Annotated in this window: 11 protein-coding genes and 4 pseudogenes; 6 read left to right on the top strand and 9 right to left on the bottom strand. The window is 68.8% G+C overall.

What is annotated here, in order from left to right:
* Positions 1-46: 46 nt before the first annotated feature.
* Both ACFWBF_RS35580 and ACFWBF_RS35575 read right to left on the bottom strand, forming a co-directional pair.
* Positions 47-421: pseudogene (locus ACFWBF_RS35580) on the bottom strand (transposase family protein); the annotation flags it as partial.
* Positions 422-646: 225 nt separating this feature from the next.
* Positions 647-1,348 (bottom strand): transposase, encoded by a 702-nt coding sequence (locus ACFWBF_RS35575; protein WP_385608982.1) that lies wholly within the window; start codon positions 1,346-1,348, stop codon positions 647-649.
* On the opposite strand from ACFWBF_RS35575, the pseudogene ACFWBF_RS35570 reads away from it, so the two are divergent.
* A pseudogene (locus ACFWBF_RS35570) lies at positions 1,286-1,474 on the top strand (3-hydroxyacyl-CoA dehydrogenase family protein); the annotation flags it as partial. The gene ACFWBF_RS35575 and the pseudogene ACFWBF_RS35570 sit on opposite strands and share 63 nt — an antisense overlap.
* 80 nt (positions 1,475-1,554) lie before the next feature.
* On the opposite strand, the gene ACFWBF_RS35565 reads toward ACFWBF_RS35570, so the two are convergent.
* Positions 1,555-2,046: a hypothetical protein gene (locus tag ACFWBF_RS35565; protein ID WP_266479121.1), complete on the bottom strand. Its 492-nt coding sequence runs from the start codon at positions 2,044-2,046 to the stop codon at positions 1,555-1,557.
* Positions 2,047-2,366: 320 nt separating this feature from the next.
* Between ACFWBF_RS35565 and ACFWBF_RS35560 the strand changes: the two genes are divergently transcribed.
* The 4 genes from ACFWBF_RS35560 to ACFWBF_RS35545 all read left to right on the top strand — a co-directional run bounded on the left by ACFWBF_RS35560 (position 2,367) and on the right by ACFWBF_RS35545 (position 5,824).
* Positions 2,367-3,059, top strand: a complete 693-nt coding sequence (locus tag ACFWBF_RS35560) for a hypothetical protein (RefSeq protein ID WP_385608981.1) — start codon at positions 2,367-2,369, stop codon at positions 3,057-3,059.
* Between the two features lie 17 nt (positions 3,060-3,076).
* A complete protein-coding gene (locus ACFWBF_RS35555) occupies positions 3,077-3,523 on the top strand; it encodes a hypothetical protein (RefSeq protein WP_385608980.1) in 447 nt (148 codons plus the stop codon).
* A 354-nt stretch (positions 3,524-3,877) separates the two neighbouring features.
* On the top strand, positions 3,878-5,155 hold the full coding sequence (locus tag ACFWBF_RS35550) for a peptidoglycan DD-metalloendopeptidase family protein (RefSeq protein ID WP_385608979.1): 1,278 nt from the start codon (positions 3,878-3,880) through the stop codon (positions 5,153-5,155).
* A 15-nt stretch (positions 5,156-5,170) separates the two neighbouring features.
* Positions 5,171-5,824: a hypothetical protein gene (locus ACFWBF_RS35545; protein ID WP_385608978.1), complete on the top strand. Its 654-nt coding sequence runs from the start codon at positions 5,171-5,173 to the stop codon at positions 5,822-5,824.
* Positions 5,825-5,897: 73 nt separating this feature from the next.
* On the opposite strand, the gene ACFWBF_RS35540 is transcribed toward ACFWBF_RS35545, so the two are convergent.
* From ACFWBF_RS35540 to ACFWBF_RS35515, 6 genes and pseudogenes are all read right to left on the bottom strand, one after another.
* A protein-coding gene (locus tag ACFWBF_RS35540; RefSeq protein WP_385608977.1) for an IS3 family transposase occupies positions 5,898-7,102 on the bottom strand; the annotation gives its coding sequence in 2 pieces (ribosomal slippage) (positions 5,898-6,862 and positions 6,862-7,102; 1,206 coding nt in all).
* A 334-nt stretch (positions 7,103-7,436) separates the two neighbouring features.
* On the bottom strand, positions 7,437-7,694 hold the full coding sequence (locus ACFWBF_RS35535; RefSeq protein WP_385608976.1) for a hypothetical protein: 258 nt from the start codon (positions 7,692-7,694) through the stop codon (positions 7,437-7,439).
* A 48-nt stretch (positions 7,695-7,742) separates the two neighbouring features.
* Positions 7,743-10,325 carry a hypothetical protein gene (locus ACFWBF_RS35530; protein ID WP_385608975.1) on the bottom strand — a complete coding sequence of 861 codons (2,583 nt, stop codon included), beginning with the start codon at positions 10,323-10,325 and terminating at the stop codon, positions 7,743-7,745.
* Positions 10,326-10,337: 12 nt separating this feature from the next.
* Positions 10,338-11,915 (bottom strand): NB-ARC domain-containing protein, encoded by a 1,578-nt coding sequence (locus ACFWBF_RS35525; RefSeq protein ID WP_385608974.1) that lies wholly within the window; start codon positions 11,913-11,915, stop codon positions 10,338-10,340.
* A 975-nt stretch (positions 11,916-12,890) separates the two neighbouring features.
* Positions 12,891-14,100, bottom strand: a pseudogene (locus tag ACFWBF_RS35520) (IS110 family transposase).
* Between the two features lie 225 nt (positions 14,101-14,325).
* Positions 14,326-14,460 (bottom strand): annotated as a pseudogene (locus tag ACFWBF_RS35515) (IS630 family transposase); the annotation flags it as partial.
* Between ACFWBF_RS35515 and ACFWBF_RS35510 the strand changes: the two are divergent.
* On the top strand, positions 14,447-14,753 hold a 307-nt coding region (locus ACFWBF_RS35510), incomplete at its 3' end, for a hypothetical protein (protein WP_385608973.1). The pseudogene ACFWBF_RS35515 and the gene ACFWBF_RS35510 overlap by 14 nt on opposite strands.

Genomic DNA, 14,753 nt, shown 5'->3' with positions numbered 1-14,753 from the left:
CACCGGTTACGCCCGACCAGGGCATCTCAGTAAGATCCTGTTACGAGCTCTTAGACTGCGCGGCGATGGTGTGGTCGCGGGTGGGGACCAGGGTGCCGTCCACGATGAGCACGGTGTTTTTCGTGAAGCGCTTGCGGGGCTGCAGGGCGAGCATCGGCCCGAGGTGGTCGATGATGCGGTCAGCGGCCGACTTCGAGACCCCGAACAGCGGAGCGAGCTGGCGCATCGTCAAGTTCGTGCGCCAGTACGCCGCCACCAGCAGAGCACGGTCCTCCAGCGGAAGGCTCCACGGCCGGCCCTTGCGGACCGCGTCCGCACCCTCGCGCCGCAACACTGTCACCAGCTTCCCGAAACAGCGCGGGCTCAGCCCGGTGAACGGGGCTATCCAAGACGGCTCCGACGCCGTGATCACACCAGCCACACCAAGATCATCTCACCTGTGACCAGCAGTTACGGGACAAGCCTTAGTACTCCAGCCGTGCTTCGGTATTTGGGCTGGTCAGCGGTCTGACGGCGGGGAGTTTAGCCGGGGCCTCACAGGCGGGCGAGGGCTTTGGCCATCTGGTGCCGGCGAACAGGTAGCCGCGCCGCGCGTAATGGCAGGTCCGGGCGCGGGCCTGGTGGCGTCGCCTCCACCGTGACCAGTTCACGGCGTGATCGCGGTGGTCCCGGGGTGGTGGGCCAGCTGCCAGGAGACGGCGGATCTCGGCCGGTGTGAGGTCCACGAGGTCGGGTGTGTCATCGTCGCGACCCCCTTTTCGCGTTCCAGAGCGGCCATGGCGGTGAGGAAGGCGTGGGCGAGCATGGCGAGAGTGATATGCCGGTACCAGCTGGTGTAGCGGCGGACCTCGTACTCGTCGAGGCCGCATTCGTTCTTGGTGCCCTGGAAGCACTCCTCGATCTTCCAGCGGCATCCGGCGATCCGGGCGAGGTCGGTGAGGGTGGCCTCGAGCGGGGCGCTGGCCAGGAAGTATGCGATCTCGTCGGGGTTGGAGATGCTGCGGCGGGCGAGCATCCACCGCCTTCGGGTGGGCTCGTCGCCGTCACGTTCCCAGACGACGGGCAGGATGGCGCCTGCCCAGTCGTAGACGCGCTCGGCTTTCGCCCCGGGGCCGGCGGACAGGCGCTTCCAGGCGTCCGGCGGTGCCTCGCGGCGGAAGCGGTCCTCGATACGAGGTCCGTGGACCTGTTGGGACTTGGGCACCGCCACGACGTAGTGGAGTTGGAGGTCTTCGATGAAGCGGCGGAAGCGGCCGTCCTGGCCGTAGGCGGCGTCAGCGGTGACCCAGCTGAAGTCGCCGACACCGTTGGGGCAACCCCGAGGGTAGCGGAGCTCGGTACACGACAACCATGCGCCAGCGTGTACGAGGAGTACAAGGAGCCGCTGTACACCGCCCGCCGCTGCTGCAGCGGATGGTGGACGCGGGGCGGCTGGGACGCAAGACCGGGTCGGGGGTTCTACTTGTACGCCTGAAGGCTCAACTTCAGTCCTGGCAGCACGCTTGGCGTCGGGTCCAGGCGCAATCTTCCATGGGCAGCCCTGTGCGTCTCCCCTCAACCGCCCGCCCCCAGGTAGGGCGGGCGGACGTCGTCCGGGGATCCGCAGAGGTCTATCCCGCGCTGGATGCCCGCCCGCCAGACCTCGCCCGGCGTGGTGACCCGGGCGGCGAGCCGCCGGTAGATCTCCAACGCCTCCTCCTGCCCGGGGGGCGCCCAGTGGCGGCGGGGCCTGACCCGCGGGTACCGGTCACGCCAGTCAAGAAGGGCGGCGATCGCGTCGGCGGAGGTGTACCAGCACGCGTCCCGCACCTTACTCGCCAGATCCACCGGGAGCCGCAGCGACAGCCTCTCGGGGAAGCCCCCGTCCCGCGACCCCGGCCATCTGCCGGGACCGCGGGCCTCCTCGGGGCAGCCCGGCCAGGGGCGGTCCCAGCCCTGTGCTTGCAACTCGCGTCGCACGCCGAGAGCCGCCAGCCGGTCCAGCGAGTCGACTAGCTCCTCCCGGTCTCGGGCCATGGCCACGTCCAGGCGCCGCAGGGCGCGCACGGCCAGGGCCTCCCGTCGGCCGAGTCCGGAGACATTCCAGCACTCACTCCGCACACGTTCCGTGCGCAGGCGCTTTTCCTGTGACAGCAGCCGCTGCACTTTCACCCGGGTGCCGTACGGCAAGCAGACCGTGACAGGCACAGTACCTCTCGCATGCATGCTCTGATCATTACGTTGTTTATTTGCAAGTTACAAGTCAGTGACGTACACCGGATCGGCAAAATCCTTTCAGCAGGCGGCCGTTCGCGTTCTGTGAGCACGATGGACATGGCTGCCGACTTTCGGAATACCGGTCGGCCGACGAGAGAAAGGGAAAGGAAATGAGCAAGCAAGCGACGATCAGGTCGGAGCGGTTGACGCTGCTGGGCAACGAGCAGGCGCTCCAGTTGTGGGACGCACTTAGCGGCGACCCGGAACTGCAGGTGGACCAGCTGGTAGAAGAGGTGGGCCGCTACCGCGCGTCCTCCGCCGCGGGCGTGGCGGGGATGTCGCCGTCGCAGGCAGGCATCACCACTGCCAGCGGCGTCGAGTACAGCATGGAGTTCACTCGCCCGGTGAAGGAGCCCGACACGGGCGCCACCGCGTCGGGGTTCAGGGCGCAGCTGTTGTTCGGTGCACTCGGAGGTGAGGAGGGACAGCAGGTTGGCGTCATGGCCACCACCATGTCCGCCCTGATACCGGGCGGCGACACGGTCACGGCCTTGAACAAGGTGGTGAGGGCCATTCAGCAGGGGCAGCCGGGCGACTGGGCGACCGCCAAGGAGTACGCCTTGGACCCGCACCGCGGCCTCATCGACGCGGACGGCATCTGGGACGCGTTCCGGGGCTGCCTCGGCGGCTGCGGCGGCACGTGTCTGGCCGCCCTTACCGCCTGTCTGGCGGCGGGCGCACTGCCCGCCGTCGCGGCCTGTGTCGCGATCAGCTGCGGCGGCTGCGCCCTGCGTTGCGCGGCCTGTGTGGCGTGCGACTGCGGCTGGTTCTGCCGGTGGGCCGTCGGTTGCTGCGACCGGTGAGACGGGGGGCAACCGACGTGAAATCCGCCATTTACTGGCTGAACGTTCCGCTCGCGGAGCGTACGGAAAACGGTGGGCAGCCGGTGCTGAAATACGATGCGCCGAACGCCCTTGTTCTTCCCGTCGACGGCACCGCCTATGTCGGAATCGCCGACGAGGAAGCCGCTGAAAGGCTCCTCTCCCACCCCGACGTCACTACCCTGGGCAAGGCGGAGCGGAGCCGCATCGAGCCCGTTCCGGGTGTGCCGGTCACGTGGGAAAGCCTCGAGGCCCAGATCCCCTCTCTCGGCACGATTCACGGCGGGAAGAAAGCCGTCGGTCTCGGTGACGTAATTTCCGCACTGACACGCCGGGTCCGCATGCACGAATGCGGGAGCTGCCGCCGGCGCAAGCGGGGACTCAACCGCATCACCGTCTGGGGCTGGTGGCGCGATCGGCAGCCTTCCCTCCAGCCCGAAGGCTGACCCGTCGGACACGGCGCCTCCTCGGCCGCTTCACTCGGGGAGGCGCCCTCGTCATCGACCGGCTCGGCAGGGCGGCGGATCCCGGCGACTCGCGACCGCTACCCGCACAAAAGGGACGATCACCACGGAAGGCACCCGACAAGGAGCTTTCGAAGAGTTACCGCTACCACTTCGACGAGGACCTCCAGGCCAACGGCAGGCTGCTGACGGCAGCGGCTCTGCTCGGACCTGGAGCGTCGGAGCAGCTGGTGGAGTTCAACTCGCCCGAGGCGGCAGGACGTTTCTTCCTGTCCGCGAATTTTGTTCTCTCTTCGCAACTCAACAAAAAACTTGCATCTCGCACTGGAGGCAGGAATGGCACTCGAGCTCGGCGACCACGTGTGGTACTGGAACCACAAGATCTCCTTCGACCTGAACATCCCGCGAGCGGATTGGTTCCCAGGCTCGAATCCGAGTGACCCGAACGACTACCAAGGACACGGCAAGGAGATCTACAACTTCGTCGTCCATGCGGATGAGATCGCTCGCGGACGACCGCACATGCGTAACTACGAGGGCAGCTTCGCCTGGCTGAACAACAATCCCGGTAACATCACCGGGCGACCCGGCGGCCCCGATTTCGGACAGTATCCAGGCAAGTTCAACTGGCACAACTTCCTGATCTTCCCGACGTGGGCCGACGGCTGGTACGCGATTGCCAAGCTCCTGCGGAGCAACCTCTACAAGAACCTGTCTATTCTCGAGGCGTTCAAGAAGTACGCGCCCGAGTCCGACGGAAACAATCCGGTCGCCTATGCGAACTCCGTGGCGGCAGCCCTGGGTATCTCGGTGTCGACCACGGTCGGCGACCTCGACGACTCCCAGATGGCAGTCATGCAGAACAAGATCCAGGAGGTCGAGGGCGCCACCCCCGGCGCGAGCCTGACGTGGAACTCCGACGAGATCCCTGTCGAGATCTCGGACCTGCTACCGGGAGGCGGGTGGAACGTCGGTCGCCCCCGCGCCCTCGTGCGGGCTGGCAGCGCCTTCACGATCGATGTCTCGGCCCCGGTCGACCCCTCGGGATTCACCCAGGGCCACGGCGGCCCCGGCCAGGGCGGCCATGTCGGCTCGAACTGGTACATCCGCTATGGGATGGACATCGGCGGCACCCAGGGCACGCCGGTGTACGCCTCGTTCGACGGACACGTCACCAAATTCAAGCCGCACGATCCGGCGCAGGACACGCAGAAGGTGTACGGAGCCGAGATCTTCATGCGTTCCGGGAACGACATGATGGGCGCCTTCTACACCCACCTGACCGACGTGCCAGGCTCGGTCTTCGTCGGGGCACGGGTATCGCGCGGCGACTTCCTGGGTACCGTGCACCAGCGCACCGGGGTGCCCCCCCACCTGCACATGGCCCTGGTCGAGATCATCGGCGGGGCGCCCAGTGGGCAGTACCAGGGGGTCGACCTCTATCAGTTCTTCCTGGCCCTGGAGGCCTCGGACCCGGAGACGGCCGTCCCGGTCCAGTTCTGGCAGGACGGCTCGCCGCCGGAGCCAGTCTGGCGCTTGGCGCAGCTCGGCGTGCTGCATCGCTCGCAAGTCCCGGAGCCCGCGAGCTCCTACGCCACCGCCGCCTCGGAATAGCTAGGAGCGTCTGACATGGCTGCCACGGAGCGGTACTCGGTCTTGCGCCCGAGCGATCTCGTGTCGCTGACGATCCGCTCGACGCGCCTCCAGGAACGGACCAGCACCGGCCGGGGTCACGGAATGGGTCGCCACAGGCGAAGGCCGCCTGATCGTCGACCCGCGCCGCAACACATCGCGGAGAGCGTGGTCGGCTCGCCCTCGATGCAAGGGCGACCGGCAGGGCCGTCCAGCCTGCACTTCATCGTGCCGCCCGGTCGCGTCATGCCCCTGTTCGTCGAGGGCATACTCGCCGCGGCGAACGAGCTGGAGCTGGCCGGCACGCCACGCGAGCAGGGAAAGGCCAGCACGCTCGAGCTGCCGTGGCGGCTGCTGCTCGCCGTCGAGGACAAGGCGCGCTGCCGGCACCGCCACCGCCCCGCGACCAGCGGCGACGGCGTCACCGCGATGTGGCACACCCGGATCCTGGCGCCAGCGCCGCGCTCGCACGCGTACTCGGCAGTCTTCCCCTTCGCCAGCCTGCCGTTGGAGACGCCGTTCGCCGACAGCACCCCGCTCGGCGACTGCATCAAGAAGATCGCCACCCAGGGCCGCGACCACCCCGGTACGCCGGCGCAGTTGACAAACTCGTCCTCGCCACGTGCGGCGCGTCGTTTTCCGGCTCAGTGAGCTCTTTCAGCGTGGCCACTGATCGGGTGATGGCGGCGGGGTGAGGTGACCCCCGGAGTGTGGACACAGGGGTTCATGCTGCGAGTGAGAGTTTAGCTGTCCTGTGGTGGTGCTGTTCGAACTCCATCGGGGAGAGGTAGGCGAGCGCGCTGTGGCGTCGGCGGGCGTTGTAGTAGGTGAGCCACTGGAAGATCTCCAGCCTCGCCTGCTGCATCGTCGAGAACAGCCTCCCGTGCATCGTTTCTCGCTTCAGTCCCTGCCAGAAGCTCTCGGCCAGGGCGTTGTCGTAACTCGAGTCGACCCTGCCCATGCTCCTGCGGATGCCATGCCGGTCGCAGACCTGGGCGAACGCGGCGGACGTATAGTGCGATCCGCGGTCCGCGTGGAAGATCACTCCGGCGACGTTGCCGCCGCGGGCCGCGACCGCGGCCTGGAGCGCGTCGACGACGAGCTGGGCCCGCATGTGCGGGGCCATCGACCAGCCGAGGACTCGGCGCGACCGGATGTCGATGACGCAAGCGAGGTAGAGCCACGCGGCTCCGACCTGCACGTATGTGATGTCGCCGCACCACTTCTCGTCCAGCACGCCGGCGGTGAATTCCCGCTGGACCAGGTCGGGCACCGGCGGCGCGAGGCGGTCCGGGACCGTGGTCCGCTTCTTCTTCCGCAGGTGGCGGCCGACGATGCCGTGCTTGCGTATCAGCCTGGCCACCCGTTTGCGGTTGACCGTGTGGCCGAAACCTCGCAGTTCGGCATGGACTCGAAGCACGCCGTAGTTCTCGCGGTGTTCGGCATGGATTTCGCGGATCTCCTCGACCAGGGCGTCCTCGGCTCCCTGCCGCTCCGCCCGCGCCTGGGCGCCGGCGATCCACCGGTAGTAGCCCGAGCGGGAGACTTCCAGCACCCGGCATATCCGCTTGATGCCGAACATCTCGGCGTGGGCGGAGACGAAGTCCCAAGCGGCGGTCCTCACTTCATCTCCCGCGCGAAATACGCGGCTGCCCGGCGCAGGATCTCCCGCTCGAGCTGCCATTCCTTCTCCGCCTTGGCCAGCCTGGCGTTCTCCGCCCGCAGCCGGGCCAGCTCCTCCTCGGTGCCCTGCGAGGCGCCGGAGGCGACCGGACGATCTTCGGCGTCACGGCCCCAGGTCCGCAGCGTCTCGGGGTTGACGTTCAGATCGGCCGCGACGTCCCTGAACGTCCGCCTGCCTGCCGAAGCCCGCCACAACGCGATCGCGTCGGACCGGAACTCCGCACTGTACTTCGATGGCCGTGCCACGTGGATCTACACCTTCCAGGATCAACAAGATCCATTGTCAGGTGTGTCCACACCACGGGGATCGCCTCAGGCCCACACGTACCCCAACTGCCCAACACCATTGCGCATCGCATTGCAGACCATCCACCACACCGGGCGCCAAGGGCGGGGCCGGAAGCCCTGCGGTCTCGGCTCTTGCGGCCCGAGCTTGCAGCCGCCCTTGGCGTGCCTCCGCGTACCAGGCGTGTGGTCTCACGGTGCTGCCCGTCTGGTGTCCGTCGCGCCGTGTCTGGCGTGCAGCAGAGCACACAACGCGGCGCGCTGGGGGAATGGGCCCGCTGGCCTTGTTTGCGAGTTACGGCCTGCGGCCGGCCGCCAGGGTGGCCTCGAAGTCCTGCGTTGACGTGCGGGGAACGTGATGCCGTTCCTCGACAAGGCGGCGGTTCTGCTCGCGCAGGACGCCGACTTCCTGCTGCAGTTGGCGGGCCTGCTCGCGTTGCTGGGCGAGTTCGGCCTCCGCCTGGTGGATGTAGTCCTGCGCATGGCGCAGGCTCTCGTCCTGCTCGGCGACGCGGGCCTCCGCGGTCTGTGCGCGCGCCAGTGCCTCTTCCAACTGCTCGGCGAGACGACCGCATCGGATCCACGCGCCAGAGCCTGCCGCTCAGTCCGCACGCTGCCGTCGCGCCACCCGGTCCACGCGTTCGTGCGCCTCCTCCAGATCCCCGAGACCGTGGTGGGACCGCAGGTGCAACACCCTGCGGTAGTGGGCCTCGGCCTCGCCCAGGCGGCCGCGCCGCTCGTGGAGGGCCCCCCGGTAGGACAGGACCACCGCCTCCTCCGAGGGGAGGCGGGCCAACAGGGCGGCGTTCAGAGCCTCTTCCAGATGATCCTCCAGGACCGTGTCGCCGACGGTTCCGGAGTCGAGTTCGAAGCCGCACAGTTCGATCAGGCCGCGCAGCCCGTCCAAGGAGTCGTACGGAGTGTGTCGCGCGTGCAGTCGGCGCAGCACCGAGACGGCGGCGGCCTGATCGCCGATGTCGTGGCCGAGTACGGTCCCCAGCGACCTGAGGGCGTCGACGAGCGATTCCGACTGGTCGTGGACGGCGGCGTGGGTGGCCGCGTCGGCGAACGACACCGCGGCGAGCACCGGGTCGTGCCGGCGCGCCACCCGGCCCCGGTTGAGGAGGCACACCGTGCGCAGGGCGGTGTCGCCGCGGCAGAACGCGGACCAGTGCACGGCCGTCGTCAGGTTCTCCAGTGCCTCTTCCAGCCGCCCTTCGTCGGCGAGCCGACACCCTTCGGCGTTGAAGTGCAGACACGACCCGCGGACCTCCGGCACCGGGTCCGGGTCCACCTCGGACAGCCGCTCGCGTAGGAGGGCCAGCGCGTCGGCGTCTTCGAGTTCGACCGCCAGTGCCTCGGCGGAGACCCAGGCGTCGAAGCCTTCCTTCGGCACGTCAGGGAACGACATCGTTCCCCTGTTGACCAGGGTGATCAGCCGGGACGCGCGGTGGTCGTGGCAGGCCGCCAGATCCGACGCGCTCCGGATCAGCCGCAGCGCCCTCTTCCCGTCTCCGAGTTCGGCTGCGCAATAGGCGGCGTTGCCGAGTGCGCGCACCTCGTCGGCATGGTCACCGATGGCCCGGTCCAGGGCTGCGACCTCCTCGTACAGCCGGCCGGCCGCTGCGTCATCGCCCTCCCGCTGGTGCGCGTCGGCACATTCGCCCAAGGCGTGGGCGAGACCCCTGCGGTCGTCGCGTCCCCGCAGCGATTGCGCCCGCCGGCCCTGGTAGTCCCGGGTCCGCTCGAAGCACCCGAGGTCGAAGGCCGCCGTACCGGCGAGGTCCAGCAGCTGCTCGTGGTGCCGCGGGCTGCGTGAGCCGCCGAAGAATCCGCCGTCGAGGCAGGATTCCACGACCTCCTCGAAGCGGTCCCAGGCCTGGGCGTCCGTGCCCCCGCCTGAGCGGACCTCCAGCTCGGCGAGCGCCGCCCGGGACTGCCGCAGGGCGTAGTCGTCGTGCAGGGGGCGGTTCAGGAGGACCGGTCCGGCCCCCGCGAGCATGGGGTGCGCCTCGAAGCGTTTCTCCCCGACCACCGTCACCTGGTGCTTGTCCGCCTCGGCCAGCTCGAGGGCCCGGCGGTGGTATTCGAGGGCGGTAGCTGTGCCCCCGGCCGCGGTTGCCGCCACGGCCACGTCAGTCAGCGCCTGCCAGCGCCGGCGCGCTCCCCAGCCGGCCGCGATTTCCAGCCGTGCCCGCAGGATCCGCAGCGCCTCCTCGTGCCGGTCCGCGGCACTGCGCACCCGGCCGAGCAGGGCCAATACGTCGTGCAGAACGGCTATGTCGCCGCCGGCTTCCGCCAGCGCCCTGGCCCGGTCGAGGTCGGCGCCGGCCGCCTGCACGTCGTCGAGCAGGGCCCTTACGCCGGCCCGCACGACCAGGGCCCCGGCCAGCTCGGCGTCGCGGCCGTCCAGCTGCGCTCCCCGGAGCCGGGTGGCGACGACATCCATGGCGTCTTTGCCCCGGCCTGCCCGGCACAGGGCCTCCAGCCCGGCCCGGAACGCGACCTTGTCCCGTACGGCGGGTACGGGGACCATGCGCAGGCACCGCTCCAGGGCCTCAACGGCCTCGTCTACCTCACCCCACAGGAGATGGGCCCGGCAGCTGTAGAGCAGGGTGGTCAACTGTCCCGGCTTGTCGGCCGTCTCCACGCACAACTCCAGCGCCCGGGCCAGCAGCGGGCGCGCGTCGCTCTCGTGTCCGATCATCGCGTAGGCGAAACCGAGCCCGGCGAAATTCTGCGCACGGGCCGTGGTGTCGTCCTCGCTGAGTGCCAGCGAGAACTCGAAGTGCGCGACGGCCCGTACGTAGTCCTCGCGGTCGCAGTAGGCATCGCCGAGCGAGCCTTCCAGCACCGGGACGAAGCTGCCGGCGCCGAGCCGGTTCGCGGCCTGCAACGCGGTGTCGAGCAACTCCAGCCGGTGCTCGGGGGACTGCCGTACGGTCCAGACCACCAGTGGTGGGCCGACGGCCAACAGGATGCAGAGCCGGGCCGCCCGGTCATCGCTCGCGGCGTGCTCGATGAGCCAGGGATACGCCTGGAGCAGCCGCGGCAGTACCAGTTCGTCCAGCCGCGCCGTGTCCTGGCCGCCGTCCGCGACGAGTGAGTGCGACAGCTCGACGAATTCCTCGACCCGCACTTCGGCCTGAGTGATCCTGCTGTTGTACACGTGGTCGAAGCTCACAGGGCCTCCCGCTCAGAGGTTTCCGAGGTTCCCCAGCAGCCAGCGCGCGTAGAGCGCCAGGACTGCGTGCAGCCGGTAGGTCTCGGGACCCACCGTCTCCAGGAGTCCGCGCGTAACCAGCTTGTGCACCGTCTCCTCGGGCCGAGGCTTGTCGGTGCCGATGTCTGGCGCCGGAATGGCGGCCCATTCGCGGGCCGCCTGGTCCAGGGTGAAGATGCGGGGTTTGCCGTCGAAGGAGCCGAGGTAGGCGAAGCGCAGCCGATTCACGGGATCGAGGACGGACACGCTGCGGGAAAAGACGGCGGCGACGGTGGGGCTGGTGTCGTCGACCAGGCCGGCCAGGTCCGGTGGCGGGGCCTCTGACAGCAGCTGGGCGTCTCGCCCGAGGGCGGCGATGAGCGACTGGACGGACAGCCCTGATTCGAGGTGGGCCGCGAGTAGGGTGGCGGCGACGTTGAGTGCGAGCGGCAGCCCGTCGAGCCGTTCGACGAGTGCGCGCACGGCTTCGGGATGGGAGGCGGCGACCTCCGGAGCCTGTAGTTCGATCAGCGTGAAGGAGGCCTGCGGGGTCAGCACCTTCAGGGGGTACACCTGGTGCCGTCCGGAAGCCACGGCAGCGGCCACGGCTGGCTGGCGGGTGGTCACCACGTGGGCACAGTGTCGGCCGCCCACCAGGAATGGGGCGGCCTCGGCCGCTGCGAAGACGTCGTCGACGATGAGCAGCATGCGGCGATGGCGCAGTACCGCGGCCAACCGCGACGAGAGGTAAGTGGCGGGCCAGGCCGGATCCGGCTCTTGGTCCAGCGCTCGCACCCACCGGGCGAGTTCGGCTCGGGTCTGCTCCTTCGCCCCCAGCCCGAGGTTGGCCCAGAGGATGCCGTGCGGGAAGGCCCGGCCCATCTCCTCGTCGTGCGCCAGGTGGGCCGCCATGGTGCTCTTGCCTACGCCGGGCAGGCCCTGGACGGCCGTCACAACTTGGAGGCGTGGGGTGTCCCCGTCGGACGGCGGGATCAGGCGCGCGCGCAGGTGGGCGCCGTCGGCGTCTCGGCCGACGAAGTGCCGCGGGGGAGGCAGTGCCAGCCCGATCATCCGTTCCTCAGCCGATACCTGCGGCAGCCGGCTCTCGAGCGTTCCGATCACGACGTGGTGGAAGAGGGCGCTGCTGGACCGCTTCACCGCAGCCACTACTTGCGTGCGCAGCCGGTCCGTGACGTCACCGAGGAAGTCGTTCAGATCGAATCCGAGCGAGCGGAGGTCCGTGCCCTGGTCCTGGAGGAGAGCTACCAGGTCGTCGAACGCGGGAGCCGTCCCGGCCAGTGCGGCATCGAGCAGGCGCTCGGCCACGTCCTTGCGCGCGAAGACGGGACTCAGCGCCGACTCCACGTGTTGGGCGCGGTCCACGAGATCGACCCGCTCGCCGGACGCCGCTCCTTCTCCGATCAGGAGCTCCGTGAGGGCCTCGTGCAGCACCCGTTCGGTGATCTTGCGAAGTTCGACGACCTCCGGTCGCCGCCACTCCTTGAGCTTGGTCAACAGCATCTGGCCTGCGAGCCTCCCGGCCATGCTGGCGATCACAGTAACGGGATCCACGCCGATTTCCCCCTCCCACCGCCGTACTGACGCCTCCTTACCCGTCACGCCGGTGACGCACACCCCGGCCGCGTGCCGGCCACGGTTTCCGGGTTGGTGAAGCTCCTTGGTGGGTTGGTTGAACGGGTCGCCGGCGTACGGCTGGGCGAGTCAGCGGGTACGCGCGGCTGCGTCGTGCGGGGGCGCGGGAGATAGGGCCGGGGTACTGGCGGGTTTACGGTCCGGCACGGAAGCGCGCAGCAACAGGATCCGGTGCTGCCGGGGGCGTCGGTTCTCCTCAGACGCCGGTGGGGCGGTTCCCCGAGTGGGAGCTGTCCCACCGGCGGGTGGGTTTGCCCCCGCGTGCCCGCCCGGGTCGGGCGGTTTCGGTCCCGGAGCTGTATCGACCTGCGTGACTCTCCTCGCGCGGCTTGCCCGCGTAGGTCGACTTGAGGCCCGGTGCTCGGGATTCCTGGGGCAGGCAGTACCACCGGGTCGCCTTCACTCGGAAGTTCGCTCGGCTGTAGGGCCCTGAGTGGCCCGCGCACAAGCACAGCCTGGGAGAAGAGGCTGTCAGGGGCCGGGGTTACACGTCGGCTACCGTTCAAGAGGTGGGCCACTACTTGCCGTCAGTGATGCGCGGGGCCATTCCCGAGAGTGCGGCGGCCGGGTACGGCCTCGGGCTCGGACTCTGCGGGGGGAGACGGTGCGGTGCCCTCGGCGGCGAGGCGGGCCCTGCGGGATCAGGCGGAGGCAGCGGAGGCGCGGGGGCCTGTGCCCAAGACGCGTCGAGTGTTCACCAGGACAGTGTCCTGCGCGGGACTCAGGGTCAGTTGGCCGGGGGTCCGCCGAGCGCGGGGACGTCTGCGCGGCGGGCTGCCGCTCCGTCGGCCGCCGACCATCGAACGAACTCCTCGGCCGCGCACAGGTGGGGTTGCGCGGCTACTGATTCCCAATGGGGTTGTCAAGCTGGGTTGGTGACTCGCTGTGAGCGTGTTAGCTCAGTGGGATCGGGCTCTGTGGTGCGGTGATTTCGAAGGTTCGGCCGTCGCGTATGAGGGCCCACAGGACGTTCAGACGACGGCGCGCGAGCGCGATGATGGCCTGCTTGTGGTTCTTCCCCTCGGCTCTCTTGCGTTCGTAGAAGGTCTTCGAGGTGGGGCAGCATCGGGCCGCGACCATTGAGGACATGTAGAAGACCCGCAGCAGACGCCGGCAGTAGCGTCGCGGTCGGCGCATGTTGCCGCTGATCCGTCCCGAGTCCTTCGGGACGGGAGCCAGACCCGCGACGCCGGCGAGCCGGTCGGAACTGCCGTAGATGCTCATGTCGCCGCCGGTATGGGCGATGAACTCGGCGCCGAGGACGGGGCCGATGCCGGGCATGCTCAAAATGGCCTCGGCGTGCGGGTGGTCGCGAAACCGGCCCTCGATCAGGGCGTCGGTCTCAGCGATCTCCTCATCGAGGACCATCACCTCCCTGGCCAGCTTGGCCACCACGGCGGCGGCCAGCTTCTCCCCCGGAACAGCAGTGTGCTGGGCCTCGGCGGCCTCGACCGCGGTAGCCGCGGCGAGGTTGAAGCTGCGGACCTTGCGGTTCTTCAGCCAGACCGCGAGCCGGTTCCTGCCGATCCGCCGCAGAGCGCCGGGAGTCTGATAGCCGGTCAGCAGCACCAGTGAGCCCTTGGAGGTGCTGTAGTCGAAGGCTCGCTCCAAGGCCGGGAAGTACTCCAGCATCTGGGCCCGCAGCCGGTTGATCGCCCTCGTGCGGTCGGCGGCCAGGTCCAGGCGGCGCGACGTGAGGATGCGCAGGTCGACCGCGATGTCGTCACCACGGTGCATGCTCTGGAGATCGCGGCGCATGCGGGCCTGGTCCGCAATGACGAACGCGTCCTTCGCGTCCGTTTTCCCGTCGCCCCGATAAGCCCCGGCGGCGTGGTGGACGGTGCGGCCTGGGATATAGAGAACTCTGCCCATTGTCGGTGAGAAGAGCGATCATCAGCGCGGCCCCGCCGGCGTTGAGGTCAATCGCCCAGGTCACCGGTTCGCCCTCGCTCAGCGCGAGAACATCTGCGATCAGCTGGAGCAACGCGTTCTCGTCGTTGGCGACCCGCCTCGAGAGCCTTCGCTTCCCGTCGGTGTCGATCACCGTGCAGTGGTGCTCGGCTTTGCCCGCATCCGTTCCGGCCCACAGTTCGGGCACGGTCACCTCCGAAGTCGGTCCGGTACTGGTCCCAGCAGACGACCTCGCCAGCGTGTCCTTACCAAGCGATCTTCGCGCGCATCCCAATCAGTGGCCGAGTCGTCGCGGGGCACCGGGCGGCCAATCAGTAGAAGCCACACGTGCGGCATGAGCTTGACAGCCACACCCAGTGCCCCAGGGCCTTCCGATCCTACGAGTGAGCGGAATCAACCCACCAACAACGTAAGGAGGTTGTAGGCGTGGTGTCGGCAGTGTGAGTCCGGTCCCGGTGAGGCATCCGTCGATGATATCGCTGCGGTACTGGATCTGGCGGAGCCCGTGTCGCAGCCGGCGAATGAGGTACTCGGGATCGGTGAAGGCGGTGTTGGTTCAGCACGTGAAGAATTCCAGCCCCCCGGAGGCCGCCCGCAGTGGCTCGGCGGGCGAGCGACCGGTGGAACTCATCCTCACCGGCACCTTGTGGCGGGGCCGCCAGACCAGCTTCTGCGACGATATGGGCGTCCGCATGACCGAGGTCGACCATGACGCCAGGTTCACGTTCGCCACAGACGGCATCGGCGGCCCGAACGCCACCAGCCTTCACGACGAATCGGTGGTCGACAAGCTAGTGTCCTGCGCCGGAGATTCGTCGGCAGAAACGGGCGAGGGAGTCGAGGATC

The sequence above is a fragment of the Streptomyces sp. NPDC060028 genome (genome assembly GCF_042736725.1).
Classification (GTDB): Bacteria; Actinomycetota; Actinomycetes; order Streptomycetales; family Streptomycetaceae; genus Streptomyces.
This window is presented reverse-complemented; position numbering and strand designations above follow the sequence as displayed.

Excerpts from the sequence above, each read along its gene's own strand:
- ACFWBF_RS35560 (WP_385608981.1), top strand. The coding sequence starts at position 2,367 with ATGAGCAAGCAAGCGACGATCAGGTCGGAGCGGTTGACGCTGCTGGGC.
- ACFWBF_RS35550 (WP_385608979.1), top strand. The coding sequence starts at position 3,878 with ATGGCACTCGAGCTCGGCGACCACGTGTGGTACTGGAACCACAAGATC.
- ACFWBF_RS35545 (WP_385608978.1), top strand. The coding sequence starts at position 5,171 with ATGGCTGCCACGGAGCGGTACTCGGTCTTGCGCCCGAGCGATCTCGTG.